Here is a 26487-nt window from a genome sequence, read left to right on the forward strand (position 1 = left end):
GGCGTCAGTCCTGCTGCGGGTGGTGCGCCGGGATCGGGGGCAGCTCGCCGGTCGTCTCGTAGTCCGCGAGCATGTCGATGCGGCGGATGTGGCGCTCGTCACCCGAGAACGGGGTGCCCAGGAAGGTCTCGACGAACTTCGTCGCCTCCTCCGTGGTGTGCATGCGGGCGCCGACCGCCACGACGTTGGCGTTGTTGTGCTGGCGGCCCAGCGACGCGGTCTCCTCGCTCCACGCGAGTGCCGCGCGCACGCCCTTCACCTTGTTCGCCGCGATCTGCTCGCCGTTGCCGGAGCCGCCGATCACGATGCCGAGGGACTCGGGGTCCGCGGCCGCCTTCTCCGCGGCACGGAGGCAGAACGGCGGGTAGTCGTCCTGGGCGTCGTAGAGGTGCGGGCCGCAGTCGACGGGGTCGTGGCCTGCCGCCTTGAGCCACTCGACGAGGTGGTTCTTGAGTTCGAAGCCGGCATGGTCGGAGCCGAGGTACACGCGCATGACTCCGAGTGTGACACGGGTGTTTCCGGGTAGCAGCCCCGGGTCTCGGCCAAGGGGAATTGTGACTGCACCCACAGAACCTCAAGGAAACCTCAAGTAACGATCCCATTTCAAAGGTTCACGAATTCCTTAGCCTCCGTTTCACTGGTCCGACCCGTACACCGCTCGTACGGGGACCGCTCACAAGGCGCGAAGGAATTCCCCCATGACTGGTCTCCAGGCCGGACTCAAGAACCGTCATCTGACGATGATCGCCATCGGCGGTGTCATCGGAGCCGGACTGTTCGTCGGTTCCAGCTCAGGCATCGCCACCGCAGGCCCCGGCATCCTCCTGTCGTACGCCCTCGTCGGCACCCTCGTCGTGCTCGTGATGCGCATGCTCGGCGAGATGTCCGCGGCCAACCCGACCTCCGGATCGTTCTCGGCGCACGCCGACCGGGCCCTCGGCCGCTGGGCCGGGTTCTCCATCGGCTGGCTCTACTGGTTCTTCTGGGTCGTGGTGCTCGCGGTGGAGGCCACCGCCGGCGCCACGATCCTCCACAGCTGGGTACCGGCCGTCCCGCAGTGGGGCTGGGCCCTCATCGTGATGCTCGTGCTGACCGCCACCAACCTCGTCTCCGTCGGTTCCTACGGCGAGTTCGAGTTCTGGTTCGCCGGGATCAAGGTCGTCGCGATCGGCGCGTTCATCGTCGTCGGCGCGCTCGCGATCTTCGGTGTGCTGCCCGGCGTCCACAGCGACAAGGCGAGCTTCGGCAACCTCAGCGACCACGGCGGCTTCCTGCCCCACGGCCCCGGCGCCATCCTCACCGGTGTGCTGCTCGTCGTCTTCTCCTTCATGGGCAGCGAGATCGCCACCCTGGCCGCCGGCGAGTCGGAGAACCCGCAGCAGGCCGTGACCAAGTCCACGAACAGCATCATCTGGCGCATCGCGGTCTTCTACCTGGGCTCGATCCTCGTGGTCGTCTCGCTCGTGCCGTGGAACGACCCGACGATCAAGGAGAAGGGCTCCTACGTCGCCGCCCTCGACTCCCTCGGCATCGCGCACGCCGGCCAGATCATGAACTTCATCGTGCTGACGTCGGTGCTGTCCTGTCTCAACTCCGGCCTCTACACGGCCTCCCGGATGGCGTTCTCGCTCGGCGAGCGGGGCGACGCGCCGAAGATGTTCGCGCGGACCACGTCCCGCGGTGTGCCGAGGGCCGCGATCATCGCGTCCGTCCTCTTCGGCTTCGTCGCGGTCTTCTTCAACTACAAGTTCCCGGACTCGGTGTTCCTCTTCCTGGTCAACTCCAGTGGTGCCGTGGCCCTGTTCGTCTGGCTGGTCATCTGCTTCTCGCAGCTGCGCATGCGGAAGATCATCCAGGCCGAGGCGCCGGAGAAGCTCGTCGTGAAGATGTGGCTGTACCCGTACCTGACCTGGGCGGCGGCCGGCGTGATCGTGTTCGTGCTGGGCTACATGCTCACGGACACGGAGCACGACGGACGCGAGACCGTGCTGCTGTCGCTGCTCGTGGCAGCGGTGGTGCTGGTCGTCGCGCTGGTCAAGCAGAAGATGCTCGGCGGCGGGACCGCCGCGGCCGAGGCCGCCGCGGCGCCGGACAAGGTCAAGACGGGCTGACGCCGGGGGCGTTGCGCCCGTACGAGTGCCGATGAAGGTGAGGGGCCCGCGGTGATCGCCGCGGGCCCCTTTCCGTGTCCGCCGCGCGCCGTCCGCACGGTTCACAGCACGATGAAGCCGTCCTTGGTCCTGTCGTAGGTCTTCAGGGCCTGGCTCTCGATGCCCGGCTGGTACCAGGTGTTGATCTGGAACGTCTTCCCCTCCTGGGTGAAGCCCAGCAGCCGGGCGTGCCAGGGGGTGCCGTTCAGCGTGAACGTGTACTCCCACACGACCGCCGGGTTGCCTCGGAAGGTCGTCTTCTCCAGGCGGATCTTCCGGTAGTTCTGCCCCTGGTGGGCGTTCTGCTCCGACTTCGCCCAGGTGTCCATCAGGTCGCCGCGGGCGACGGACGACGCGGCCGCGAGTTCCTGCGTGCCGTCGGGGGACGTGTAGTGCACCTCCGAGCCTGTCTTCACGTCACGGCGCCAGCCCTTGGGAGTCGCCCACGCGTAACCGCCCTCGCGGTGCACGCCCGGCGGCAGGGTCTGCGGCCTCGACGTGCCTTCCACGGTGGGGGACGAACTGCCGTCCGGCGTGGTGGCGGACGACGAGGACGACGAGGAGGAACCCGCGCGGTCGCCGCCGGGCGACCCGGAGTTCGCCAGCAGGACCACGGCCACGACGGCGCCCGTGGCGGCCAGACCACCGGCGGCGATGAAGCCGGCACGGCGACGGCCGCGGCCGGGACCGGGACCGGCCGGGACGGCGGGGCCGGGGAGTTCGTGCCGCGGCGTGCGGAGCGGGTGGGGTCCCAGGGCGGGGCGGGTGGACGGCTCCGCGGCGGGCGCAGGGGCCTGCCGGACGCCGGGCGCCGCCGCCCCGGAACCGTTGCCCTGCGGGGAGTGCGGTTCGGGGACCGTGGGGGTGCGGACCAGCGAGACGGCGGGGCGTTGCCGGGAGGGGGGCGCGGAACCGGCGGACGGGGCCTCGGAGCGGACGTCCGGTCGCGCTTCGGAGCGCACCTCGCTGGAGGCGTTGACGTGGTGGTGGGCCGAGGGCGCCGCAGGCTCCGGCGTGCCCTGCGGTATCGCGTCCTGGACGGGGGCGGGTTCGGGCGCGGGTTCGGGCGCGGGTTCGCGTCGCCTGGGGTCGCGTGCGGCTCGTACGACACGGGTGTCCAGGTAGACGGGGGTGGGCCGCTCGGGCTCCACGGCGGGCTCGGCCTCCGGGCCCGTGATCTCCTCGGTCGCGGGCTCACCGGCCTCCGCCTCCTCCCTCTCGTGCTCCTGCGCGCCCCCTTCCCCCTCTCGCGCGCCCACGGGAAGCGTCGGCATGGTCGGCGGGAAGGCGACCAGGAGCAGGGCCCCCTCCAGGTCGTCCAGGTTCGGGCGGACCGAGGGGTCCTTCTCCAGCAGCGCGGCCAGGACGTCCCGCAAGGGACCGGCCGCCGCCGGGAGTGTGGGCTCCTCGTACAGCACCGCGTGCAGCGTGGCCAGGGTCGTGTCGCGGGAGAAGGGGGAACGGCCGCCCAGGGCGGCGCAGAGCGTCGCGCCCAGCGACCACACGTCGGAGGGCGGGCCCTGCGGGCGGCCGGAGATGCGCTCGGGAGCCATGTAGTCGGGGGAGCCGACGAGCATCCCGACCATGGTGAGCGCCTTGGCGTCCTGGATCGCGGCGATGCCGAAGTCGGTGAGCACGATGCGCTCCGCGCCGTCCTCCACCAGGACGTTGCCCGGCTTGATGTCACGGTGCAGGACACCGCGCGCGTGCACTTGGCGCAGGGCCCTCACCAGCCCCAGCCCGATCCGTGCCGTCGCGCCCGGCGACAGCGGGCCGTCCTGCGCCACGAGCCGTTCCAGGGAGCGGCCGCCGACCAACTCCATGACGATCCACAGCCGTTCGCCCTCGTCGACGACGTCGTAGACCCGCACCACATTCGGATGGTCGATCCGGGCGGTCGCCCTGGCCTCGCGCAGTGTCCGTTCGCGGCGGGTGCGCGCGTCCTCCGCGTCGAGCCCGTCGATGCGCATCTCCTTGACGGCGACCGGGCGGTCGAGCATTTCGTCGGCGGCTCGCCACACCCGTCCCATTCCCCCCTGGCCGATACTCTCGACCAGCCGGTAGCGCCCCGTCACCAGAAGCCCTGGAACTCCGCCGCTTCTCGTATTCCCCGGCAATCCGCTGCACCCCCTCAATTACCGCTGCAACGTCCCGACTGTCCCACAATGGTCACACTTCAGGCCGTACCAGCATAGTGCGGAGAAATCTTGTGGTAGCTCTTCAAGTACTGCGAATTCAGGCGCAGCCAAGGGGGATGTGAACATGAGTTCTCGTCGCATGACGACAATCGCGGGATCGCTGGTCGCGGCATCTTTTTCGACGGTGATGATCCTTTCCTTCACCGCCAGCGCGGACGACCAGGGACCTGGCAGCAGCAAGGGGGGAAAGGCCGTCGACGAGGCACCGGCAGGGGTGAAGCTGACTACGCTCCTGCCCTCGAAGATCTCGGTCGACAACGGCTCGCAAAAGACGGCGATCACCGCCACGGTCAAGAACGAGGGGACCAAGGACAGCGGAAAGATCCAGCTTTTGGTCGTCGGTTTCGACGGCCTCACGGTCAAGAGCGTGCAAGGCTGCTCCCAGATTGCCGAAAGTAAACTTCCGAAGGGCTCGAACAGCGGTTTCTCCTGCCCGATCGACAATCTCGCGGCCGGTAAGTCGAAGTCGTACGCCGTCGATGCCACCTACGACCTGAACAAGACCGGCAAGATCTGTCTGCCCGTGACGTCCGGTGACGGGAAGAAGACGTACTGGCAGCAGGGCCCGGTTCCGTTCGGCACGACGAACCCGTCGCCGAACGCCCCGGCCACTCCGCTGCTGCTCGGCACCGACAACAAGCCGGTGGCCCCGGGCGGCGACCAGAAGGAGCTGCCGAAGACGGGCGTCGGACGGGACGTCCTGCCGCTGGGTGCGGCCGGCGCGGCACTGATGGCGGCCGGTGCGGCGGGGCTGTGGTGGACGTCGCGGCGTCCCACCCACCAGCTGCGCGGCTGACACTCCCGACGGCTGCGCGCCATCCGCGACAAGGCCGGGGTGCCCGCGCACCCCGGCCCTCTTCTCACCCGAAAAGCTGACGGCAGATGTCAGGTTATGCGGGCACGATGCCGGTCATGAACATCGCCGACACGACCGGCGGCACCGCCGGCCCGCTCACCCTCCGCCCCGGCGACCCCGGCTACGACGAGGAGATCGCCGGTTTCCAGACCGGGTTCGCCCAGCGTCCCGCCGTGGTCCTCGCCGCCTCCTCGGCCGACGACGTGCTCGCCGCCGTGCGGTACGCGGCCACCGAGCACCTGCCGATCGGCGTCCAGGCCACCGGCCACGGCCTGCCCGGCGCGTCCGAGGGGGGCGTCGTCGTCACGACGAAGCGCATGGACGGGGTGACCGTCGACGCCGGGGCCCGCACCGTCCGCGTCGAGGCGGGCGTCCGCTGGGGGCAGGTCGTGGCGGCCGCCGAGCCGTACGGCCTGGCGCCCCTCAACGGCTCGGCCCCGAGCGTCGGCGCCGTCTCCTACACGCTGAGCGGCGGACTGCCCATCCTGGCCAGGGAGTTCGGGTATGCGGCCGACCACGTGCGCTCCCTGGACCTGGTCACCGCGGACGGCCGGCTCCGGCACGTGACCCGGGAGTCCGAGCCCGACCTGTACTGGGCCCTCCTCGGCGGCGGGCACGGCTTCGGCATCGTCACCGAGCTGGAGATCGGACTGGTCCCGGTGCGGACCCTGTACGGCGGCTCCGTCTCCTTCGACGGCCGGCAGACCGGCCCGGCGGCCCTGCTGCGGGCGTACGAGAAGTGGACCCGGACCGTGCCCGACGGGCTGACCTCGTCCTTCGCGGCCGTACCGTATCCCGACATCCCGGCGCTGCCGCCGCATCTGCGCGGCCGGTACGTCGTCTCCGTGCGCGTCGCGTACACCGGCGCCGACGGCCCGGAACTCACCGCTCCGATCAGGGGGTTCGGCCCCGTGCTCGCCGACACGCTGCGGGAGATGCCGTACGCCGAGAGCCGCACCGTCCACAGCGACCCGGACTTCCCGCACGCCTACTACGGGGACAGTGCCGTGCTGGGCGAGCTGGACGTCGCCGGGGCCGGCGAGGTGCTCGCGCGGACCGGTCCGGACGCCGGCGGCCCCATGTGCGTCGTGCAGATCAACCACCTGGGCGGGGCGCTCGCGCGGCCCGCGCCGAACTCCGTGCCCTATCGGGACGGGCGGTTCCTGGTGCGGCTGCTGACGGCCGGGGACCGCGAGCAGGCGCGCGCGGTGCTGGACCCGGCGTTCGCGCTGCTGGCGGACGTGACCCTGGGCCGCGCCCGCGGCTTCGCCTTCGGCGCCGGGGACCGGACCGAGGGGTTCTACGACGCCGGGACGCGAAAGAGGCTCGCCGGGCTGAAGTCGCGGTACGACCCGGCGAGCCTCTTCCGTGACGACTTCGGCGTCAGCGCTTGCCGATGAGCTTCCACGCGGTGGGCGTGACGCCCATGGCCAGGGCCGCCTTGAGAGCGTCGCCGATCAGGAACGGCGTCAGACCGGCCGCGATCGCAGCGGTCAGGGACATGTGGGCGGCGTAGGCGAGGTACGGGACGCCGACGGCGTAGATGATCGCCTCACCCAGCAGCATCGTGCCGGCCATGCGCACCACGGAGCGGTCGGCGCCGCGGCGGGCCAGGGCGCCGACGGCGGCGGAGGCGAGCATCATGCCGATGATGTAGCCGAAGGAGACGGAGACACCGGAGGTGCCGCCCGCGAACCACGGCACACCGGCGAGCCCGGCCAGCGCGTACAGGACGAGCGAGGCCAGGCCGCGGCTCGCGCCGAGCGTCGTGCCGACCAGCAGGGCGGCGAAGGTCTGGCCGGTCACCGGCACCGGGGAGCCCGGGACGGGCACGGAGATCTGGGCCGCGAGGCCGGTGAGCGCGGCGCCGCCGAGCACGAGGGCCACGTCCCGAAGACGGGTCGCGGGCAGGAGGTCGGCGAGGACCTCGCGGGGGCGGGCGGTGGCGGCAGCGGTGCTCATGAGGACTCCGCGAGTGACGAGGACATGCTGGGACACGGTGACGCTATCCCAGCGGTCCGGAGCCGATCACCATCAGCGATCGACAAAGGCGGGACGGCGGGCTTGGTGGGCTCCGGACAAAGGATGCGGCTTACACCGGCTTCGGCGTGACGCCGGTCACGGAGGCAGCGAGGCCGGACTCACCCTGCGGGGCGGGGGCGGGCCTGTAGGGTCCCGCCAAACGAATCCTAGTGGTCTGGTCGGATTCACCTTTCCCGGTCTACCCTTCGAGCCATGGTTGCCCAGGCCCGGAACTTCACGTCGCGTCGCTATGTCGACCTGCGACGCCAGGGCACGGCCACCTGTCGCCGCACGCGAGTGATCACCAGCAGTCGAGTGATCACCAGCGCGTGAGGCGGGCTCCGGCGCGCCTCGACCTCCGAGACGTGTCGGCCCCGTTCCCCTGGACGGTCTTCCATGCCCCGCACCGCGGCGACCCCGGTCGCTTCCCCTTCCATCTCCCCGTCCCCCACCTCCCGGCGCAGGACGAGCGCGAGCGTCGTCCTGCGGTCCGTGCTGGACCACGGCCCGGTGGCCCGCAGCACGATCGCCCGGCTGACCGGCCTGTCCCCGGCATCGGTGACCGACTACTGCGCCCGCTTCACCGAACTCGGCCTGATCCGCGAGGCGTCCGCGCCCCGGCGCTCGAACGGCGTCGGGCGCCCGCACGTCCCCGTCGACCTGGACGACACGCGGTTCGTGGTCGGCGGCGTGCATGTGGCCGTGCCGTACACGACGGTCGCGCTGCTCGATCTGCGCGGCCGGGTGGTGGCCCGGCGTGAGCTGAAGCACGAGCACACCGAGCCCGGCCGGGTGCTGGCGCGGGCCGCCGACGCACTGGCCGCGCTCCTGGCGGGCGCCCCCGGCTGCCGGCCTCTCGGGGTCGGCGTGGCCGTCGGCGGCTGGGTGGACCGCGCGTCCGGCACCGTCGTGGAGCACCCGCTGCTGGGCTGGCGGGACGTGGCGGTGCGCGAGATGTTCGGCCGACGCACCGGGCTGCCCGTCCACGTCGACGGACACGCGCGTGCGCTGGTCAACGCGGAGCGGCTGTTCGGCCTGGCGCGCGAGAGCCGGAGCGTGCTGCACCTGTTCGTCGGCAATGTCGTCGACGCGGCCTTCGCCACCCACGACGAGGTGCACCACGGCCCCCGCTCCCAGGCGGGCGCGATCGCCCATCTGCCGGTGCCCGGCGGCACGGAGCCCTGCCACTGCGGGCGCGTCGGCTGCCTCCAGGCCGAGTTGGGCGAGCGGACGCTGTGCCGCAGAGCGCGGGAGGCGGGCCTCGTCGACGGCACGAACCCCCTGCACGTGGTCGGCGCGGCGGCGACCGGCGACCCGGAGGCCGTACGACTGCTCGTGGAGCGGGCGCGCGCCGTCGGCCGGGCGGTCCGGCTGCTGCTCGACGTGCTCAACCCGGAGACGGTGGTCGTGACCGAGGTCGGGATCATCCACCGGGAGGACTGCCTGAGCGCGCTGCGCGAAGAGGTCGGCGACACACGGGCCGCATCCGTCGTGCCGACGAGTTTTCCGGACGCGGTGCTCGCTATGGCCGGCGGCGCGGTGGCGCTGGACGTGCTCTACCGCGATCCGCTGGCCGCGTCATCTCGCCTTATTTAATTCAGCGACTCACAATATTGACAGGGGTTGTGAATGACGGGGAACATCCTGCTCATGAGCCTGTTCGTGAGCTGTCGCACCCTTTGTTGCTGACACGTTGCCGCGTGTGAAGCGCTCATTTCATTCTGCGTAAATTCCCGCGCGAATCCTGCGCGATCCCGCGCGATCCCGCGCGAACCCTGTACCGATCCCGCGTGCATTCTCTTTTCCCGGCCTTCGCGGGCCGGAATTCCGCACGCGTTCCACGTTCTCGATCCATGGAGTTCTGCCATGCCTTCATCACCCGTGCCGGGTGTCGACAGACGGCTCTTTCTCGCCTCGCTTCTCGGCGCCGCGGCCGGTGTCGCCGGATTGAGCGGCTGCGCGAACGGAAGTGCGGCCGCCGAGACCAAGGGGGCCTCGTCCGCGCCACTGGCCCGCAAGGTCCCGGCCGGTACGAGCCTGAAGATCGCCTCGTATCAGAACGTCCAGCAGATCCAGTTCCGGCTGGCGAAACTGGACCTGCCGTTCAAGGTGTCGAACTGGCTGAACATCGGCGCCGGACCCGATGTCATCAACGCCTTCCGCGCCCGGTCGCTGGACCTCGCCAACAACGCGGGCATTCCGCCGATCCAGGCGCACTACCAGGGCTTCGACGCGAAGATCGTCGCGATCAACCTCACCCGGAAGCCCAACTACCTCTTCGCCACCAAGCCGGGCAGCGACATCCGGACGGTCGCGGACTTCAAGGGGAAGAAGCTCGCCTTCTCGCAGGGACAGGCCCAAGGGGTGGTGCTGCTGCGGGCGTTGAAGAAGGCGGGGCTCGCCTACGACGACGCCCGGCTCGTCCCGCTGACCAGTAACCAGTTCCTGACCGCCCTGCAGTCCGGCCAGGTGGACATCGCGCCGCTCGCCAACAGCCAGGCGCCCGCCTATCTCCAGCAGTACGAGTCCAAGGGCGCCCGCGTCATCACCACGGACGTCGTCGACCTGCTCAACCTGCTGTGGGCGCCGGTCACCGTGCTGAACGACCCCGCGAAGGCCGCCGCGGTCGCCGCGTACATCCCGGCCTGGGCCAAGGGCCAGGTCTGGACGTACGAGCACCCCGACGCCTGGAACGAGCAGTTCTACGTCAAGACGCAGAACCTCACTCTCGAGCAGGCGCAGGGCATCACCGAGCTCGCCAACAAGCCGCTGTTCCCGCCCAGTTGGGCCGAAGCGATCAAGTGGGAGCAGGAGACCGCCGATCTGCTCGCGGAGGGCGGCTTCGTGAAGAAGTTCGACGTCTCCTCGCTCTTCGACCACCGCTTCGAGGACATCGCCGCCAAGGCCGTGCCGGCGGAGTACCGGAGGTGACCGCCATGACCACCACCACGTCCAACTCGTCCACCGCGTCCACCACTTCCGCCGCCGCGCCGGTCACGGACCGGAAGGAGAGCCGTCGGCCACGACGACGGCGACGGCGCGGCCTCTCCCCCGGCCGGCCGCTGCCCGCCTCGCGTCTGATCGGCCCCGTCCTCCTCGTCGCGCTCTGGGCCGCCGCGTCCGCCGCGGGGCAGCTCGATCCCGGCGCGATCCCGGCTCCCTGGACGGTACTGGGGACGGCCGGCCGGCTGTGGAGCGCCGGGACCCTGCCGACCGACATCCTGACCTCGCTGGAGCGTGCCGCGTACGGCTTCGCGATCGGCCTGACCGCCGGAGTCGTCCTCGCGCTGGCGTCCGGGCTCAGCCGGGTCGGCGAGGCGCTGATCGACGGGACGGTGCAGCTCAACCGGGCGATCCCGACCCTCGGCCTGATCCCGCTGTTCATCCTGTGGCTGGGCATCGGCGAGACGTTCAAGATCGCGATCATCGCCATCGTCGTCTACGTCCCGGTCTATCTGAACACGCACGCGGCCCTGTCCGGCATCGACAGCCGTTTCGTCGAACTCGCCGAGGTGCAGGGGCTGTCCCGGCTCCGGTTCGTCCGCCAGATCGTCATCCCCGGCGCACTGCCCGGATTCTTCGTGGGACTCCGGCTCGCCGTGACCGGCTCATGGCTCGGCCTGGTGGTGCTGGAGCAGATCAACGCCACCAGCGGGCTCGGCTACATGATGTTCCAGGCCCAGAACTACGGCCAGTCGGACGTCATCCTCGTCGGCCTCCTCGTCTACGGCGTCTTCGGCCTGATCTCCGACAGCGCGGTCCGTCTCGTCGAACGGAGGGTGCTGTCGTGGCGCCGCACACTGAGCAGCTGACCCGGCCCGCCGTCCAACTGCGGGGCCTGACCCGGTCGTTCGAGGACCGTACGGTGCTCGACGGCATCGATCTCGACATCCCCGCCGGGCAGTTCGTGGCCCTCCTCGGGCACAGCGGCTCCGGCAAGAGCACGCTGCTGCGGGCGATCGCGGGCCTCGACCACAAGGTGGCGGGGAGCGGGCAGCTGACCGCTCCGGCGCGGGTTTCCGTGGTCTTCCAGGACTCACGGCTGCTGCCGTGGCGGCGGGTGCTGGACAACGTACTCCTCGGTCTCGACGGCAAGGAGGCGGCACAGCTGGGCCGCGAGGCCCTCGCCGAGGTGGGCCTGAAGGGCCGCGAGCGGGCCTGGCCGAACGAGCTGTCCGGCGGCGAGGCGCAGCGCGCCGCGCTGGCCCGGTCACTCGTCCGCGCACCCGAACTCCTGCTGGCGGACGAGCCGTTCGGGGCACTGGACGCGCTGACGCGGATCAAGATGCACGGGCTGCTGCGCGAGCTGTGGCAGCGGCATCGGCCGTCGGTGCTGCTGGTCACGCATGACGTGGACGAAGCGATCGTGCTCGCGGACCGGGTGCTGGTCCTGGAGCAGGGCCGTATCGGTCTCGATCTGGCCGTCGACCACGAGCGCCCGCGTGACGGGTACCGGGCGCGGTTGCTCAGCGCGCTGGGTGTCACGGAGGACGCCCGGTGAGCGCCGGAACAGACCTGCCCGACCCCCGCCGGAAAGACCGGCGAGACCGGAAAGAAACGGACACCGCATGACCCGCCGGCTCCACCTCAACGCCTTCCTCATGAACACCGGTCACCACGAGGCCTCGTGGCGGCTCCCGGAGAGCGATCCGTACGCGCATGTCGAACTGGACCACTACGTCGGGCTCGCCCGGACCGCCGAGCGCGGCACCTTCGACTCGCTCTTCCTCGCCGACGGGCCGCAGCTGTGGAACAACCTCGCGCAGCGGCCCGCCGGCGCCCTGGAACCGCTCACCCTGCTGACCGCGCTGGCGACCGCGACCGAGCACATCGGGCTGATCGCCACCGCCTCCACCTCCTACAACTCCCCCTACAACCTGGCCCGCAGGTTCGCCTCGCTGGACATCGTCAGCGGCGGCCGGGCGGGCTGGAACATCGTCACCACGGCGGGTGCCGAGGCCGCGCGCAACTTCGGCCTGGACGCGGAGCCCGCGCACGCCGAGCGGTACGCGCGGGCCGCCGAGTTCCTGGACGTCGCCCGCAAGCTGTGGGACAGCTGGGAGGACGACGCGATCGTCGGCGACAAGGCGGCCGGCGTCTGGGGCGACGACGCGAAGATCCATCCGCCCCGGCACAGGGGGACGTACTTCAGCGTCGAGGGCGCCCTCAACGTCCCCCGCTCACCGCAGGGTTACCCGCTGCTGGTGCAGGCGGGGTCGAGCGAGGACGGCAAGGCGTTCGCGGCCCGTCACGCGGAGGCGGTGTTCACCGCCCAGCAGACGCTCGCCGACGCGCAGGCCTTCTACGCCGACCTCAAGTCCCGTACGGCGGCGGCCGGCCGCGATCCCGGGCACATCAAGGTGCTGCCCGGGATCGTGCCCGTCATCGGCTCGACGGAGGCCGAGGCGCGGGCGAACGAGCAGCTCCTGGAGGACCACATCGTGCACCGGCACGGCGTCGACCGCCTGGAGCGGCTGCTCCAGCTCGAGCCCGGCACCCTGGACCTGGACGCGGAGCTGCCCGCCGGCCTGCCGTCCGAGGACGCCGTGGAGGGCGCCAAGAGCCGGTACACGCTCGTCGTACGGCTGGCCCGGCGCGAAGGCCTCACCGTCCGGCAGCTGATCGGCCGGCTCGGCGGCGGCCGCGGCCACCTGACCTTCGCCGGGACGCCCGAGCAGGTCGCCGACGCGATCGGCACCTGGTTCACCCAGGGTGCGGCGGACGGCTTCAACATCATGCCCGCCGTGCTGCCCTCGGGCCTGGAGACCTTCGTCGAGCAGGTCGTCCCGATCCTGCGCGCCCGCGGCCTGCTCCGCACCGAGTACGGGCCGCGCCGCACCCTGCGGGAGCGCTACGGCCTGCCCCGCCCCGCCAACCAGTACGTCCCGCCCGCCCAGCCCGCCCTCGTCTGAAAGGACCCGCACATGTCCGGCATCGAGATCCAGCAGGTCACCGCCCACATCGGCGCCCGAGTCTCCGGCGTCGACATCTCCAGCCCCCTCGGCGAGGAGACGGCCGCCGCGATCCGCGAGGCCCTGAACGTCCACAAGGCGCTCGTCTTCGACGACGTGAACCTGGACGACGAGGGCCAGCAGGCGTTCGTCCGCCACTTCGGCGACATCACCACCGCGCACCCGACGGTCTCCTCCGTCGACGGGGTCCCGAACGTGCTGCCCGTCGACAGCGAGCGCGGCCGCGCCGCCAACCACTGGCACACCGACGTCACCTTCGTCCTCAACCCGCCGCAGGCCAGCACCCTGCGCAGCATCACCCTCCCGCCGTACGGCGGCGAGACCCTGATCACCAACTCGGCGGCCGCCTACCGCCAACTGCCGAACTCACTCCGCCAGTTGGCGGACACCCTGTGGGCCGAGCACACCAACGACTACGACTACGCCGTGCCGGAGGAGGACGTGGACGAGGAACAGGCCGCCCAGCGCGACCAGTTCACGTCGATCAAGTACCGCACGGTCCACCCCGTGGTCCGCGTCCACCCGCTGACCGGTGAACGCGGCCTGTTCATAGGCGGGTTCGCCCAGCGGATCGTGGGCCTCTCCCCCGGCGAGTCCCGCAAGATCCTGGACCTGCTCCAGGCGTACGTCACCCGGCCGGAGAACATCCTGCGCCATCGCTGGTCGCCGAACCAGCTCGTCCTGTTCGACAACCGCATCACCCAGCACTACGCCGTCGACAACTACGACGGGCTGCCGCGCCGGCTGCACCGGGTGACCGTCGCCGGTGACGTGCCGGTCGGCATCGAGGGCAAGGAGAGCTACTCGATCGAGGGCAACGCGTCGCACTACACCTCCGTGGCCGCGTAGCGCGCCGGGCACGCTGCGTCACCGGCATGTCCGGATAGTGGGCGGCCGATCCCCCTGAGCGGGGCGGCCGCCCACACTGTGGGCGTTTTTGCCCACCTCACGCATTGGACGAGCCGCGCCCATGCAGAACAGCACCACCACGGTCGACACGCCGGTCCCGGCGGACGCCGCCCCTCTGTCCCACAGCCTCAAGCAGCGCCATCTGTCGATGATCGCCCTCGGCGGCGTCATCGGCGCGGGCCTGTTCGTGGGCTCCGGCGCGGGTATCGCCGCCGCCGGCCCCTCCATCGTCATCGCCTACACCCTCTCCGGCCTGCTCGTGATGCTGGTCATGCGGATGCTCGGCGAGATGTCGGCCGCGTATCCGTCCTCGGGCTCCTTCTCGGCGCACGCCGAGCACGCCATCGGCCCCTGGGCGGGCTTCACCGCGGGCTGGTCGTTCTGGGTGCTGCTGTGCACCGCCGTCGGCCTGGAGGGCATCGGCGCCGCGAAGATCGTGACGGGCTGGCTGCCGGGGACGCCCGAGTGGGCGTGGGTCGCCCTGTTCATGGTGGTCTTCTGCGCCACGAACCTCGCCGCGGTGAAGAACTTCGGCGAGTTCGAGTTCTGGTTCGCGGCCCTGAAGGTCGGCGCGATCGGCCTGTTCCTGGTCCTGGGCGTCCTGGCCATCACAGGCGTGCTGCCCGGCACCGACGCCCCGGGGACCGCCAACCTCACCGGCGAGGGAGGCTTCCTGCCGAACGGCAGCGAGGGCCTGGTCGTCGGCCTGCTCGCCTCGGTCTTCGCCTACGGCGGCCTGGAGACCGTCACCATCGCCGCCGCCGAGTCGGAGAACCCGGTCAAGGGCGTGGCGAGCGCGGTCCGTACCGCGATGTGGCGCATCGCGCTGTTCTACATCGGCTCCATGGCGGTCATCGTCACCCTCGTCCCGTGGGACTCCGAGGCGGTCGTCGAGGCCGGCCCCTACGTCGCCGCCCTGCGCCACCTCGGCATCCCCGGCGCCGGCCAGGTGATGAACGTGGTGATCCTCGTCGCGCTGCTGTCCGCGATGAACGCCAACATCTACGGCTCCTCGCGCATCGCCTGGTCGCTGGTCGGGCGCGGCCAGGGACCGAAGGCGCTGGGCCGGGTGTCCGGCGGCGTCCCGCGCGTCGCGGTCCTCACCTCCTCGGTCTTCGGCTTCGTGTGCGTCGTGCTCAGCTACTGGCGCCCGGACGACGTCTTCCCGTGGCTGCTGAACATGATCGGCGCGGTGATCCTCGTCGTCTGGATCTTCATCGCCGTCTCCCAGCTCCGCCTCCGCGCCCGCCTGGAACGCGAGGCCCCCGAGAAGCTCACCGTCCGCATGTGGGCCTTCCCCTGGCTCACCTGGCTCGCCCTGGCCGCCATGGCAGCGATCTTCGTCCTGATGGCCCGGGAGCCCGGCACCCGCGTCCAGCTCTACGGCACGGGCGGCATGACGGCGGCGCTCGCGGCGACCGGGTACGCGTGGCAGAGGGCACGCGCCAGGGACTGACCCCCACCTGCTCCGGCGTACCGCTCCGAAAGACCCCTGCGGTGAACGGGCATCACGACACCTGGGCGGGCTCCTGTTCGCACGGCACGTTCAGGGAGATCAGCCCGACCGACCCGGCCTCCACACGGAGTTCGGTGACGGCGGCGTTCCGCAGCCGCGGCAGGACGCGGCGATAGTCGGCGAGCGGGATCGACAGCAGCCGGCACAGGACCAGGCGGAGCAGGGTGTTGTGGGCGACGACCAGGACGCGCCCGCCGTCGTGCGCGGCGGCGATGCGCCGCAGGGCGGCGGCACCCCGTTCGGCGGCCGCCTTCGGGTCCTCGGCGCCAGGGAAGGGGTGCGCCACCGGGTCGGCGCGGAAGGCCGCCGCAGCGTCGGGGTCCCCCTGCGCGAACTCGGCGAGCGTACGGCCCTCCACCACGCCGAAGTCGCACTCCCGCAGCGCCTGTTCGCGGTGCGGGGTGAGTCCGAGGGCGCGGCAGGCGGGCTCGGCGGTGGCGATCGCGCGGGAGACGGTGGAGGTCCAGACCGCGTCGACGGGATGGGCGGCCGCCCAGCGCCCGAGCGCCTCGGCCTGCGCGCGCCCCGTGTCGGTGAGCGCCACGTCGCTCACCCCGGCGTAGCGGTTCTCGGCGTGCCAGACGGTCTGCCCGTGCCGGGCCAGCAGCAGCGTCGTACTCATGAGTCCGGAGTATCGCGGTGCGCGGCGCCCTCCAGGGTCTGCCGGAGCCGGGTGTGCGCGTGTCCCGCCACCGGGGACGGGAGCCAGCCGCGGGCCGTCAGCTCGTCGATCAGGCGGGCGTACGGCTCGGCGAAGCGGGCGGTGCGCCCGGGGTCGGGTTCGAGGCGGGTGCCGATGCGGACCATGCGTTCGGCGATGTCCACCAGAGGGCCCGAGCCCGTCCCGTGGGCGGCCAGCGCGGCCATGCCCAGGGCCGGTTCGGTCTGCTCCGGTACGCGGGCCGGACGGCCGAGGATGTCGGCGCGCAGCTGGTTCCAGTACGGGCTGCGGGCGCCGCCGCCGGTGAAGGTGAGCGGGCCGTCCAGCGGGGCGCCCAGGTGATGCAGGTAGTCCAGGCAGAGCCGCTCGGTGAAGGCGACGCCCTGGAGCAGCGCGGCCCACAGGTCGGCGTCCCCCGCCGGCTCGCCCAGCACCAGGGCGAAGGCACCGGGCGCCAGGAACGGGAACCGTTCGCCGGGCGACACCAGGGGGTACGCCACCGCGCCCGCGGGCTCGAACGCGGCCGCCCGCGCGTCCATCGCCGCCGGGTCGGCGCCCGCGAAGGCCGCGGTCAGCACCCCCGCGCCGACGCTGGACGCCCCGCCCGGCAGCCAACTGCCGTCCGGCGCACGGTGGTTGTAGACCACGCCGGACGGGTCGCGGACGGGTTCGGCGGCGGCTCCCTTGAGGACGAGGGTGGTGCCCAGCACGGAGTTCCAGGAGCCGGGGCGCAGGGCGCCGGACGCGATCTGCGCCGCGCAGCCGTCGGTCATCCCGGCGACGACGGGCGTGCCGGCGGGGATGCCGGTGGCCTCGGCCGCGGCCGGGCAGACCTCGCCGAGCAGGGTGCCGGGCCGGACGACGTCGGGCAGGGCCTCCCTGGGCAGGCCCATGACGTCCGGCCAGGCCTCCCGCCCGACGTCGTAGGCCGTCTTGAGGGCGTGGCTGGAGTCGGTCGGCACCGGCTTGCCGACCAGCCGGGCGGTGACGACGTCGGGCTGGTGGGTGATCCGTCCCCGCCCGTACTCCTCGACGAGCCAGCGTGCCTTCGGCAGCGCCCAGGTGTCCTGCACCGCGAGTCCGGCCTCCCGCGCCCGCGCCCCCTGCTCCGCGGCCCGCCCGTCGTCGTACATGAGCCCGGGGCTCAGCGGCCGCCCCGATCCGTCCGTCAGCAGCACGGTTCCGGACGTCCCGCACACCGCGAGCCCGCCGATCCGTACGCCCGCGACCGGGCCGAGCGCGGCCCGGGAGGCGGCACACACCCCCTCCCACCAGTCCCCCGGATCCTGCTCGTGCCGCTCCCGCTCGCGGCGCCCGCCGATCGGGGCCGAGCCGCCGCCGAGGACCGTGCCGTCCCCGGTGACGGCCAGCACACGGACGCTCTGCGTACCGAGGTCGACCCCCAGCCACGCCTCCTGCTCGTCCCGCATCCCTGCCTCCCGGACATCTCGGACCGTTCTGTGAACTTCACGCCTCCCTCCGATATTGACGTGTGATTTTCGCTTGCGCGAGGGATTGACGCGCAACTTCCGCCGTTACACCCTCTGTTAACGAGTCGACTCGACGTGTTGCCCCCCACCGCCACAGCGCACCGGACCCGCCCCCACACGGAGGTCACGGATGGACACGCACGCGCACGACCGCAGACGGTTCCTCGCCCTCACCGCCGGAGCCGCCGCCACTCCCCTGCTGGCCGCCTGCGGTGCCGGCTTCGGCGGAGACGACGGCAAGAAGGGCGGCGGCTCGGCCGCGGACGACGTCACCGGCTCGTTCGACTGGAAGAGGGAGAAGGGCACGACGGTCAAGGCACTGCTCAACAAGCACCCGTACACCGACGCCCTGATCGCCGACCTGAAGTCCTTCACCGCGAAGACCGGCATCAAGGTCGAGTACGACGTCTTCCCCGAGGACAACTACTTCGACAAGCTCACCGTGGACCTCTCCAGCGGGCGGGCCTCCTACGACGTCTTCATGCTCGGCGCCTACATGGTGTGGCAGTACGGGCCGCCCGGCTGGCTGGAGGACCTCGGGCCCTGGATGCGCAACTCCTCGGCCACCGGCGCCGAATGGGACCAGGCCGACTTCTTCCCCAACCTCCTCCGGTCCGACCAGTGGTCGCTGAAGGCCGGTGCCCCGCTCGGACAGGGCGGGCAGTACGCGCTGCCCTGGGGCTGGGAGACGAACGTCGTCGCCTACAACACCGAGGTCTTCAGGAAGCTCGGCCTGAGGCCGGCGGAGACCTTCGACGAGCTGCGCGAGCTCTCCGGCGTCATCAAGCGGAGGGCGCCCGGGGCCGGTTACGACGGCATGTACGGGATCGCCGTGCGAGGCTCGCGCAGCTGGGCCACCATCCACCCCGGCTTCATGACCATGTACGCCCGCAACGGCCTGCACGACTTCACCGTGGACGGCGGGAAGTTGAAACCCGCGATGAACACGCCGGAGGCCGTCGCCTTCACCCAGGACTGGGCCGGCATGGTCAAACAGGGCGGGCCGCCGTCCTGGACGTCGTACTCCTGGTACCAGTGCTCCAGCGACCTCGGCGCGAAGAAGGCGGGCATGCTCTTCGACGCGGACACGGCCGCCTACTTCCAGGCCGTGAAGGGGGCCAGCCCCGCCTCCGGGAAGATCGCCTTCCACCCCGGCCCGAAGGGGCCGGACGGCTCGCTCGCCACCAACATGTGGATCTGGTCGCTCGGCATGAACGCCAAGAGCCGCAAGAAGAGCGCCAGTTGGCTGTTCCTGCAGTGGGCGACCGGAAAGGAGCACCTGCGCAAGGGGGCGATCACCCACAACCACATCGACCCCGTGCGGAAGTCGATCAGCCAGGACGCCGCGTACAAGGACAAGATGCGGCATCTGCCGGGCTTCATCGAGACCTTCGAGACGGTCGTCGACCAGACGAAGATCCAGTTCACCCCGCAGGCCCAGTTCTTCGACGCCACCACCAGCTGGGCCGCGGCCCTGCAGGAGATCTACGGCGGCAAGAACGCGAAGTCGGTGCTGAACGGCCTGGCGAGCGACCTCGCCTCCAAGGTGGACTGAGCGCCATGGGCTGGCGGCTCACCCTGCGCCCGTACGTCCTGATCGTCCCGGCGCTGCTGCTGACCTGCGGAATCCTCTACCCCTTCGGACTCGGGCTCTACTACACGCTGTTCGACTTCTCGGCGAGCAAGCCGCAGCCGGACATGGTGCGGCTGCAGAACTACGAGACCGTCTTCACCCAGGACGCCTTCTGGAACTCGGCGTGGGTGACCGTCCTGTACGCGGTCGGGGCCGCCGCCGTCGAGACCGTGCTCGGGGTCGCCGTCGCCCTCCTGCTGCACCGATCCTCGCTCGTCGGCCGGGTGCTGGAGAAGATCCTCATCCTGCCGCTGATGATCGCCCCGGTGATCGCCGCGATCATGTGGAAGCTGATGCTCCAGCCGTCGGTGGGGGTGGTGAACCATCTGCTGAAACCCTTCGGGCTGGGGGGAGTTCAGTGGACGGACACCCCGACCGGCGCGCTGCTCTCGTCGATCGCCGTGGACGTCTGGGTCTACACCCCGTTCGTGGCGATCCTCGCCCTGGCCGGTCTGCGGTCGCTGCCCACCTCCCCGTTCGAGGCGGCGGCCGTGGACGGCGCGGGCTGGTGGTACACCTTCCGCCGGCTGACCCTGCCCATGCTGTGGCCGTACGTCCTGGTCGCGGTGATCTTCCGGTTCATGGACTCGCTGAAGGTCTTCGACATCATCTACGCCCTCACCGAGGGCGGGCCGGGCGACTCGACCGTGGTCCTGCAGATCCGGGCGTACCTGGAGGCGATCCGCTTCCAGCGCTACAGCTTCGGCATCAGCTACACGATCGTGCTGTGGGCCGTGGTGTACCTCGCGGCGATGGTGCTCGTACGCCATCTGGGCCGCATCCAGCGGAAGGCGGCCGAGGCGAAATGACTCCCAGGAAGCGCCTGTCGGGATGGCTCGCGGACGCGGCCCTCATCCTCTACTTCGTCTTCGCCCTGTTCCCGATCGCCTGGATGGTGATCCTCTCGCTGAAGCCCGCGAACCAGCTCTTCAGCACCTACTTCTCCTTCACCCCGACCCTCGGCGCCTACCGGACCGTCCTCGGCGACAGCGAGGGCATCCCGTTCGTGCGGTTCTTCGTGAACAGCCTGGTGGTGTCGGTGGGGGCGGTGCTGCTGTCGCTCGCGGTCGGGCTGCCGGCCGCGTACGCGTCGGCGCGCTGGCGGTTCAAGGGCTCGGAGAACCTGATGTTCACGCTGCTGTCGTTCCGGTTCGCGCCCGAACTCACCGTGATCATCCCGCTGTTCGTGCTGTACCAGAAGCTCGGGCTGTTCGACACGTACGTCGGCATGATCTGGGTCCTGCAGCTCGTCACGCTGCCGCTCATCGTGTGGATCATGCGGTCCTACTTCGCCGATCTCACCCCGGAGCTGGAGCAGGCGGCCCTGCTGGACGGCTACACGCGCAAGCAGGCGTTCTTCAAGGTCGCCCTGCCGCTGGTCAAGCCGGGCGTCGCGGCCGTGTCGCTGCTGGCGTTCATCTTCGCCTGGAACAACTTCGTCTTCCCGCTGATCCTCACCTCCAACGAGGCCCAGACGGTGACCGTCGGCGCCCTGTCCTTCCTCGGCGGCGACCGCCCCAGGTACAACCTCACGGCCGCGGCGGCCCTGGTCTCGGTCGTGCCGCCGCTGCTGCTGGCCCTCACCATCCAGCGGTATCTGGTGCGGGGACTGTCGTTCGGGGCGGTGAAGTCTTGATCGGGCTGCGCGGGATCACCAAGTCATACGGCAAGACCACCGCGCTCGACGGGATCGAACTGGACGTCCGGGAAGGGGAGTTCTTCTGCCTCCTCGGCCCGTCCGGGGCCGGGAAGACGACCACGCTCAAGACCGTCGCCGGGCTGGAACGGCCCGACTCCGGGACCGTGCTGCTCGACGGCGAGGACATGGCGGGTGTCGAGCCGTACGACCGGGGCGTGGCGATGTGCTTCGAGAGCTACGCCCTCTACCCGCACCGCTCGGCCTACGACAACCTCGTCTCCCCGCTCCGCTCACCCCGCCACCGCCTGCCCGCCGCCGAGGCCCGCGACCGGGTCGGCGCGATCGCCGAACTCCTCGGCATCGGCGGCCTGCTGGAGCGCCAGGTCGGTCAGCTATCCAACGGGCAGCGGCAGCGCGTCGCCCTCGGCCGGGTGCTGGTCCGGCCCGCCCGCGCCTTTCTGCTGGACGAGCCGCTGAGCCACCTCGACGCCAAGCTCCGCCAGCAGATGCGCGCCGAGCTGAAGGCGATCGGCGCCGTGCGGCGCACCACCACGCTCTACGTCACCCACGACTCCGTCGAGGCCCTGGCGCTCGGCGACCGGATCGGGGTGATCCGGGACGGGCGGATCGTGCAGACCGGGACACGGGAGGAGATCTGGTACCGGCCGCACGACACCGAGGTGGCGCGGGCGTTCGGCCGGCCGCGGATCAACCTGCTGCCGGGCACGGTCGCCGAGGACGGGAGCTTCCGGTCGGCGGACGGGAAGGTGGAGCTGCCGCTCTCGGCGCGGGCACGGCCCGGCACGGACGTCCTGGTCGGCGTACGCCCCCGGGACGTCGCGCTGAAGGGCGCCGGCGGTCATGAGCTGACCGGCACCGTCTACGTCACCGAGGTGCTCGGCCGCAGCGTCGAGGTGACCGTCCGGCTGGGCGGGCAGCACCTGTCGCTGGTGGCCCCGCGCGGCGACACGGCGGGCCTCGGTCCCGACGATCCGGTACGTCTCACGGTCCGGCCTGAGAACCTGCTGCTGTTCGAGGCCGACCGGCCCGGGCGCCCAGGACGACTGATCGGGACACGATGAGCGGCAACAACAGCGGTGCGCATCAGCAGGGACCCGCGGCCCGGCAGGCCGCCATGGCCGAGCAGGTCCTGGCCGACGGCTCGGCGACCGCGGCCGAGCTCGCCGAGCGCTTCGGGGTGAGCCTGATGACCATCCACCGGGACCTCGACGAACTCGAACGGCAGGGAATCGTGCGGAAGTTCAGGGGTGGCGTGACCGCGCAGCCGTCCGGGGTCTTCGAGTCCAACGTCCAGTACCGGCTCAAGACCATGCGCGCCGAGAAGGCCGCCGTCGCCGAGCACGCGCTGAGGTCGATAGAGCCCGGCATGGCGATCATGCTGGACGACTCCACGTCCACCCTGGAGATAGCCCGCCATCTGCGGCACGGCGGGACGACCCCGCTGACGGTCGTCACCAACTTCCTGGAGGCGATCAACCTCCTCGCCGACCAGCGGGGCATCCATCTGATGGCCCTCGGCGGCGACTACGACCCGCTGCACTCCTCCTTCCTCGGGGTGTCCTGCGTGGAGGCGGTCGAGCAGCTGCGCGTGGACGTGTGCTTCACCTCGACGTCCGCCGTGCACGGGGGTTACGCGTACCACCAGGAACAGCACATCGTGTCGGTGAAGCGGGCCATGCTCGACGCGGCCGCCCGCAACGTCCTGCTGATCGACCACACCAAGCTCGCCCGGGTCGCGCTGCACCGGGTCGTCCCGCTGTCCCGCTACGACCTGCTCCTCGTCGACGACGGGGCGTCGGCCGAGGCGCTGCGGGATCTGGACGAGCACAAGGTCCCGTACGAGATCTGCGCCACGAGAGGCACGAAGGGCAGCGATGACCGAGCTGGAACTACGTGATCTGCGCAAGACGTACCGCTCCCGGGGCCGGCCGCCGGTGGACGCCGTACGCGGCATCGACCTCGCGCTGCACTCCGGGGAGCTGCTCGGGCTGCTGGGGCCCTCGGGCTGCGGCAAGTCCACCACCCTGCGGATGATCGCCGGTCTGGAGAGCGTGACCGGCGGGGACATCCTGGTGGGCGGGACGTCGGTGATCCACCGCCCCGCCCAGGCCCGCAACATCGGGGTCGCCTTCGAGAACTACGCGCTGTACCCGCCGCTGACGGTCGCCGAGAACCTCGCCTTCGGGCTGAAGGCGCGCAGGAGGGGCGTCCGGGGGGACGTGCGCGGCAAGGTCGCCGAGATCGCCGGCCGGGTCGACCTCACCGGCATCCTCGACGCCCACCCGGCCGGCCTGTCCAGCGGCCAGAAGCAACGCGTCTGCCTCGCCCGCGCGCTCGTCCGCGAACCGGACGTCCTGCTCCTGGACGAGCCCCTCTCCCACCTCGACGCGGCCCAGCGCGACACCACGCGCCGCGAACTCAAGCGCATCCAGCGGGACCTGGGCCATACGACGATCCTGGTCACCCACGACCAGGAGGAGGCGCTGTCCCTCGCCGACCGGATCGCCGTGATGAAGGACGGCGTCATCCAGCAGCTCGGCACTCCCTACGAGATCTACGACAGCCCCGCCAACCTGTTCGTGGCGGACTTCGTCGGCGAGCCCGCGATCAACCTGCTGCCGGGGACCGTCGCGGACGACGGCAGCGCCCGCCTGTCGGACGCCGTACGGATCGCCCTGCCCGTGCCGGTCGCCGCGGGCCGCGAGGTGGTCGTCGGCATCCGGCCCGAGGATCTGCGCCTCGGCGGCGACGAGGGCCTGCCCGCCAGGGTCGTCGCCCATGAGCCGCTGCTGGAGGCGGGCATCGCCACCCTCGCCCTGGACGGCGTCGAACGCCCCCTCGTCGTCCTCACCGGCCCCGAGGTGCGCCTCGCCCACGACGAGCCCGTACGGGTCACCGCCGAGGCGCGCCTGACCCATGTCTTCGACGCCGATACAGGAGACTCCCTGCGATGAGCGAAACCGTGCGTGTCGTCGCCGCCGGCGACCACTTCATCCTGCCGTCGCTCATCACGGCGGCGGTCGCCCACGAACTCGACTGTGATGTGCGCGAGTTGACCCTCGGCTGGCCGCTGGAGCCGTTCGGGCCGGTGGCCGAGGTGACGGAGGCCAGCGACGCCGAGGACGAGCTGATCGAGGCGCTGGCCGGTGCCCAGGTGCTGGTCACCCAGATGGGCCCGGTGACGGAGCGCGTCCTGGCGGCCTGCCCGGACCTGCGGCTGGTGGTGGTGTGCCGGGGCGGCCCGGTCAACGTCAACCTGGACGCGGCCAAGCGGCACGACGTCCGGGTCTGCTACGCCCCCGGCCGCAACGCCGCCGCGACCGCCGAGTTCACCGTCGGCCTGATGCTGGCGGCCCTGCGCCGCATCCCGCAGGCGCACAACCTGCTGGCGGGGCAGGGAAGCTGGGAAGGGGCGACGTACTACACGTACGAGCACAGCGGACTGGAGCTGGAGGACCTGCCCGTCGGGCTCGTCGGTTACGGCGCCGTCGGCAGCCGCGTCGCCCGCGCGCTGTGCGCCTTCGGCGCGCAGGTGATGGTGTACGACCCCTATATGCGCGGCCAGATCTTCGGTCTGCGCATGCACTCGCTCGACGAACTCCTGAGCCGCTCCCGGCTGATCACCCTGCACGCCCGGCTGACCGCCGAGACCCGCGGCCTGATCGGCGCCCGTGAGCTCGCGCTGCTGCCGGCGGGGGCCGTGGTGGTGAACGTGGCGCGCGGTCCGCTGATCGACGAGGGGGCGCTGTGCGACGCCCTGGAGAGCGGTCAGGTGTCGGCGGCGGCCCTGGACACGTACGCGGAGGAGCCGGTGCCCGCGGGCTCACGGCTGTTCGGCCTGGCCGACCGCGTGGTGATGACGCCGCATCTGGGCGGGGCCTCGCGCGCGGTGGCGGAGAAGGCGGCCCGGATCGCCGCCGAAGAGGTGGGGCGCTGGGGTCGCGGGGAGCCGCTGGCGCACTGCCTGACCTGACGAGCCGGGAGGCGACATGTACGTCGGTATCGATGTGGGCACGTCCATGGTGAAGGCCGCCGCCTTCGACGGCGACGGGCGTGAACTGGCCGTCGAGGCACGCCCGGTGGGACTCACGCTGCACGCAGGCGTGGTCGAGCAGGACATGGAGGAGGTGTACGCGGCCGTCGTAGAGGTCCTCGGGGAGCTGACGTCGCGGGTCGGGGAAGGGGTGGAGCTGGCCGGGCTGACCGGACAGGGCGACGGGGTCTGGCTCGTCGACAAGAAGGGCCGCCCGGTGCGGCCCGCGGCCTCCTGGATGGACGGGCGCGCGCACGAACTGCTCGACCAGTGGCTGGCGGACGGCACCTTCGAGACGGTGTTCCGGCGCACGGGCAGTGCCATGTTCCCCGGGTGCCCCGGCCCGCTGCTGGCCTGGTTCGACCGCTACGAGCCCGCGTCGCTGGACGCCGCGAGCACCGCCCTGTACTGCAAGGACATGGTCTTCCGCCGGCTGACCGGCGCGCCGGCGACCACGGACGTCTCCGACGCGTCGATGCCGTTCCTCGACCCGCGCACCCGGGCGTACGACAACCGGGTCGTGGAACTGCTGGGGCTCACGCACCGCCGCGGCCTGCTCGCCCCCGTCGGCGACCCGATCACGACGGCCGAGGCGGTGGAGGGGCTGCCGCCGGGCACCCGGCTCGCGAACGGGCCGTACGACCTGCCGTCCTGCGCGCTCGGCGCGGGGGTGACCGGTCCCGGCGACGGTCTGCTGATCGTCGGCACCTGCCTGGCCAGCCTCGTCGCCACGACCGAACTGGACCTCACCGGGGAGCCGGCCGGCCTGTACATCTCCACCGACCGTCCCGGCCACTGGCTGCGCGCCATGCCCGCGATGGTCGGAACGGCGGCCCTGGACTGGGTGCTGACGACGACCGGCGTCCACCACGAGGAGGTCGACGCGCTGCTCGCGGACACCCCGCCCGGCGCGAACGGCGTGCGCGTGCTGCCCTACTTCGCCCCCTCCGGCGAGCGCGCCCCCTTCGTCGAACCCCGGCTGCGCGCCGAACTCACCGGCGTCTCCCTGGAGTCGACGAAGGCCGACCTGATCCGCGCCACCTGCGAGGGCATCGGCTACGCGGCCCGTCACTGCCTGGAGGCCGCAGGTCTGACCGGCTCCCTCGCCGTCTGCGGCGGCGGTACCCGCAGCCCCGCCTGGATGCGCCTGCTCGCCGACGCCCTCGGCCGTCCGCTCCGGGTCGTCGAGGGCGAGGTGGGTGCGCGGGGGGCGGTGCTGGCGGCGGCGGAGCGGTACGGGGTCTCACTCGACGCACAGACCTGGACGCACCCGACCACGGTGGTGGAACCTGACCCGACCCGGGCGGCGTACTACACGATGGCCTACGAGGACCACCTGGCCCGCCTGGCGGAGGCCCGCAGCCGGGCCCGTGCGTGAGGAGGCTTC

At 71.4% G+C, this 26487-nt stretch carries 23 protein-coding genes; 18 read left to right on the forward strand and 5 right to left on the reverse strand.

All coding sequences use genetic code 11. The features are described from left to right. Positions 1-4 precede the first annotated feature (4 nt). Positions 5-493 (reverse strand): ribose-5-phosphate isomerase, encoded by a 489-nt coding sequence (locus ACIBN2_RS30430; protein WP_399139097.1) that lies wholly within the window; start codon positions 491-493, stop codon positions 5-7. Between the two features lie 205 nt (positions 494-698). Between ACIBN2_RS30430 and ACIBN2_RS30435 the strand changes: the two genes are divergently transcribed. Then, positions 699-2111, forward strand: coding sequence for an amino acid permease (locus ACIBN2_RS30435; protein WP_399139099.1), 1413 nt, complete (start codon positions 699-701; stop codon positions 2109-2111). A 101-nt stretch (positions 2112-2212) separates the two neighbouring features. Here the strand turns inward: ACIBN2_RS30435 and ACIBN2_RS30440 are convergent, their stop codons facing one another. Continuing rightward, positions 2213-4180 carry a protein kinase gene (locus ACIBN2_RS30440; protein WP_399139100.1) on the reverse strand — a complete coding sequence of 656 codons (1968 nt, stop codon included), beginning with the start codon at positions 4178-4180 and terminating at the stop codon, positions 2213-2215. Positions 4181-4427: 247 nt separating this feature from the next. Here ACIBN2_RS30440 and ACIBN2_RS30445 point away from each other — a divergent pair, with 247 nt between their 5' ends. Both ACIBN2_RS30445 and ACIBN2_RS30450 read left to right on the forward strand, forming a co-directional pair. After that, positions 4428-5144: an LPXTG cell wall anchor domain-containing protein gene (locus ACIBN2_RS30445; RefSeq protein WP_399139102.1), complete on the forward strand. Its 717-nt coding sequence runs from the start codon at positions 4428-4430 to the stop codon at positions 5142-5144. Between the two features lie 116 nt (positions 5145-5260). Then, on the forward strand, positions 5261-6604 hold the full coding sequence (locus ACIBN2_RS30450; protein WP_399139104.1) for an FAD-binding oxidoreductase: 1344 nt from the start codon (positions 5261-5263) through the stop codon (positions 6602-6604). Here the strand turns inward: ACIBN2_RS30450 and ACIBN2_RS30455 are convergent. Next, on the reverse strand, positions 6588-7166 hold the full coding sequence (locus ACIBN2_RS30455; protein WP_399139106.1) for a biotin transporter BioY: 579 nt from the start codon (positions 7164-7166) through the stop codon (positions 6588-6590). The two genes, ACIBN2_RS30450 and ACIBN2_RS30455, sit on opposite strands and share 17 nt — an antisense overlap. Positions 7167-7622: 456 nt before the next feature. Between ACIBN2_RS30455 and ACIBN2_RS30460 the strand changes: the two genes are divergently transcribed. From ACIBN2_RS30460 to ACIBN2_RS30490, 7 genes are all read left to right on the forward strand, one after another. Next, the gene (locus ACIBN2_RS30460; RefSeq protein ID WP_399139107.1) at positions 7623-8822 is read left to right on the forward strand and encodes an ROK family protein; all 1200 of its coding nucleotides are present in this window, start codon (positions 7623-7625) and stop codon (positions 8820-8822) included. Positions 8823-9092: 270 nt separating this feature from the next. Continuing rightward, the gene (locus ACIBN2_RS30465) at positions 9093-10157 is read left to right on the forward strand and encodes an ABC transporter substrate-binding protein (protein WP_399139108.1); all 1065 of its coding nucleotides are present in this window, start codon (positions 9093-9095) and stop codon (positions 10155-10157) included. Between the two features lie 5 nt (positions 10158-10162). After that, complete coding sequence (locus tag ACIBN2_RS30470) at positions 10163-11038, forward strand: ABC transporter permease (RefSeq protein WP_399139110.1); 876 nt, start codon at positions 10163-10165, stop codon at positions 11036-11038. Further along, a complete protein-coding gene (locus tag ACIBN2_RS30475; RefSeq protein WP_399139111.1) occupies positions 11014-11727 on the forward strand; it encodes an ABC transporter ATP-binding protein in 714 nt (237 codons plus the stop codon). Before ACIBN2_RS30470 ends, ACIBN2_RS30475 begins: the two co-directional genes overlap by 25 nt. A 67-nt stretch (positions 11728-11794) precedes the next feature. Beyond that, the gene (locus ACIBN2_RS30480) at positions 11795-13138 is read left to right on the forward strand and encodes an LLM class flavin-dependent oxidoreductase (protein WP_399139113.1); all 1344 of its coding nucleotides are present in this window, start codon (positions 11795-11797) and stop codon (positions 13136-13138) included. Positions 13139-13150: 12 nt separating this feature from the next. Beyond that, positions 13151-14047: a TauD/TfdA dioxygenase family protein gene (locus tag ACIBN2_RS30485; protein WP_399139115.1), complete on the forward strand. Its 897-nt coding sequence runs from the start codon at positions 13151-13153 to the stop codon at positions 14045-14047. 121 nt (positions 14048-14168) lie between these two features. Then, on the forward strand, positions 14169-15563 hold the full coding sequence (locus tag ACIBN2_RS30490; RefSeq protein ID WP_399139117.1) for an amino acid permease: 1395 nt from the start codon (positions 14169-14171) through the stop codon (positions 15561-15563). Between the two features lie 52 nt (positions 15564-15615). Here ACIBN2_RS30490 and ACIBN2_RS30495 read toward each other — a convergent pair whose 3' ends face one another. Then, the gene (locus ACIBN2_RS30495; RefSeq protein ID WP_399139119.1) at positions 15616-16245 is read right to left on the reverse strand and encodes a histidine phosphatase family protein; all 630 of its coding nucleotides are present in this window, start codon (positions 16243-16245) and stop codon (positions 15616-15618) included. After that, positions 16242-17714 carry an FGGY-family carbohydrate kinase gene (locus ACIBN2_RS30500; protein ID WP_399139121.1) on the reverse strand — a complete coding sequence of 491 codons (1473 nt, stop codon included), beginning with the start codon at positions 17712-17714 and terminating at the stop codon, positions 16242-16244. The genes ACIBN2_RS30495 and ACIBN2_RS30500 overlap by 4 nt, the downstream gene beginning before the upstream one ends. Positions 17715-17904: 190 nt before the next feature. On the opposite strand from ACIBN2_RS30500, the gene ACIBN2_RS30505 reads away from it, so the two are divergent. Genes ACIBN2_RS30505 through ACIBN2_RS30540 form a run of 8 tightly spaced genes read left to right on the forward strand, consistent with a single transcriptional unit; the run spans position 17905 to position 26478 of the window. Continuing rightward, on the forward strand, positions 17905-19329 hold the full coding sequence (locus tag ACIBN2_RS30505) for an ABC transporter substrate-binding protein (protein ID WP_399139123.1): 1425 nt from the start codon (positions 17905-17907) through the stop codon (positions 19327-19329). Between the two features lie 5 nt (positions 19330-19334). After that, complete coding sequence (locus ACIBN2_RS30510) at positions 19335-20216, forward strand: carbohydrate ABC transporter permease (protein WP_399139125.1); 882 nt, start codon at positions 19335-19337, stop codon at positions 20214-20216. Continuing rightward, entirely contained in the window at positions 20213-21043 is an 831-nt protein-coding gene (locus ACIBN2_RS30515; protein WP_399139127.1) for a carbohydrate ABC transporter permease, read from the forward strand. Before ACIBN2_RS30510 ends, ACIBN2_RS30515 begins: the two co-directional genes overlap by 4 nt. After that, complete coding sequence (locus ACIBN2_RS30520) at positions 21040-22128, forward strand: ABC transporter ATP-binding protein (protein WP_399139129.1); 1089 nt, start codon at positions 21040-21042, stop codon at positions 22126-22128. Before ACIBN2_RS30515 ends, ACIBN2_RS30520 begins: the two co-directional genes overlap by 4 nt. Further along, positions 22125-22964, forward strand: coding sequence for a DeoR/GlpR family DNA-binding transcription regulator (locus tag ACIBN2_RS30525; RefSeq protein WP_399139131.1), 840 nt, complete (start codon positions 22125-22127; stop codon positions 22962-22964). Before ACIBN2_RS30520 ends, ACIBN2_RS30525 begins: the two co-directional genes overlap by 4 nt. Further along, positions 22942-24021, forward strand: a complete 1080-nt coding sequence (locus tag ACIBN2_RS30530; RefSeq protein WP_399139133.1) for an ABC transporter ATP-binding protein — start codon at positions 22942-22944, stop codon at positions 24019-24021. The genes ACIBN2_RS30525 and ACIBN2_RS30530 overlap by 23 nt, the downstream gene beginning before the upstream one ends. Further along, positions 24018-25040 (forward strand): 2-hydroxyacid dehydrogenase, encoded by a 1023-nt coding sequence (locus ACIBN2_RS30535; RefSeq protein WP_399139135.1) that lies wholly within the window; start codon positions 24018-24020, stop codon positions 25038-25040. The genes ACIBN2_RS30530 and ACIBN2_RS30535 overlap by 4 nt, the downstream gene beginning before the upstream one ends. Positions 25041-25056: 16 nt before the next feature. Then, positions 25057-26478 (forward strand): FGGY family carbohydrate kinase, encoded by a 1422-nt coding sequence (locus ACIBN2_RS30540; RefSeq protein WP_399139137.1) that lies wholly within the window; start codon positions 25057-25059, stop codon positions 26476-26478. Positions 26479-26487: the final 9 nt, after the last annotated feature.

This window comes from Streptomyces sp. NPDC050534 (assembly GCF_044457745.1).
Taxonomy (GTDB): Bacteria; Actinomycetota; Actinomycetes; order Streptomycetales; family Streptomycetaceae; genus Streptomyces.

Coding starts and splice junctions, on each gene's coding strand:
- ACIBN2_RS30430 (WP_399139097.1), bottom strand. CDS start 493: ATGCGCGTGTACCTCGGCTCCGACCATGCCGGCTTCGAACTCAAGAAC.
- ACIBN2_RS30435 (WP_399139099.1), top strand. CDS start 699: ATGACTGGTCTCCAGGCCGGACTCAAGAACCGTCATCTGACGATGATC.
- ACIBN2_RS30440 (WP_399139100.1), bottom strand. CDS start 4,180: ATGGGACGGGTGTGGCGAGCCGCCGACGAAATGCTCGACCGCCCGGTC.
- ACIBN2_RS30445 (WP_399139102.1), top strand. CDS start 4,428: ATGACGACAATCGCGGGATCGCTGGTCGCGGCATCTTTTTCGACGGTG.
- ACIBN2_RS30450 (WP_399139104.1), top strand. CDS start 5,261: ATGAACATCGCCGACACGACCGGCGGCACCGCCGGCCCGCTCACCCTC.
- ACIBN2_RS30455 (WP_399139106.1), bottom strand. CDS start 7,166: ATGAGCACCGCTGCCGCCACCGCCCGCCCCCGCGAGGTCCTCGCCGAC.
- ACIBN2_RS30460 (WP_399139107.1), top strand. CDS start 7,623: ATGCCCCGCACCGCGGCGACCCCGGTCGCTTCCCCTTCCATCTCCCCG.
- ACIBN2_RS30465 (WP_399139108.1), top strand. CDS start 9,093: ATGCCTTCATCACCCGTGCCGGGTGTCGACAGACGGCTCTTTCTCGCC.
- ACIBN2_RS30470 (WP_399139110.1), top strand. CDS start 10,163: ATGACCACCACCACGTCCAACTCGTCCACCGCGTCCACCACTTCCGCC.
- ACIBN2_RS30480 (WP_399139113.1), top strand. CDS start 11,795: ATGACCCGCCGGCTCCACCTCAACGCCTTCCTCATGAACACCGGTCAC.
- ACIBN2_RS30485 (WP_399139115.1), top strand. CDS start 13,151: ATGTCCGGCATCGAGATCCAGCAGGTCACCGCCCACATCGGCGCCCGA.
- ACIBN2_RS30490 (WP_399139117.1), top strand. CDS start 14,169: ATGCAGAACAGCACCACCACGGTCGACACGCCGGTCCCGGCGGACGCC.
- ACIBN2_RS30495 (WP_399139119.1), bottom strand. CDS start 16,245: ATGAGTACGACGCTGCTGCTGGCCCGGCACGGGCAGACCGTCTGGCAC.
- ACIBN2_RS30500 (WP_399139121.1), bottom strand. CDS start 17,714: ATGCGGGACGAGCAGGAGGCGTGGCTGGGGGTCGACCTCGGTACGCAG.
- ACIBN2_RS30505 (WP_399139123.1), top strand. CDS start 17,905: ATGGACACGCACGCGCACGACCGCAGACGGTTCCTCGCCCTCACCGCC.
- ACIBN2_RS30510 (WP_399139125.1), top strand. CDS start 19,335: ATGGGCTGGCGGCTCACCCTGCGCCCGTACGTCCTGATCGTCCCGGCG.
- ACIBN2_RS30515 (WP_399139127.1), top strand. CDS start 20,213: ATGACTCCCAGGAAGCGCCTGTCGGGATGGCTCGCGGACGCGGCCCTC.
- ACIBN2_RS30525 (WP_399139131.1), top strand. CDS start 22,125: ATGAGCGGCAACAACAGCGGTGCGCATCAGCAGGGACCCGCGGCCCGG.
- ACIBN2_RS30530 (WP_399139133.1), top strand. CDS start 22,942: ATGACCGAGCTGGAACTACGTGATCTGCGCAAGACGTACCGCTCCCGG.
- ACIBN2_RS30535 (WP_399139135.1), top strand. CDS start 24,018: ATGAGCGAAACCGTGCGTGTCGTCGCCGCCGGCGACCACTTCATCCTG.
- ACIBN2_RS30540 (WP_399139137.1), top strand. CDS start 25,057: ATGTACGTCGGTATCGATGTGGGCACGTCCATGGTGAAGGCCGCCGCC.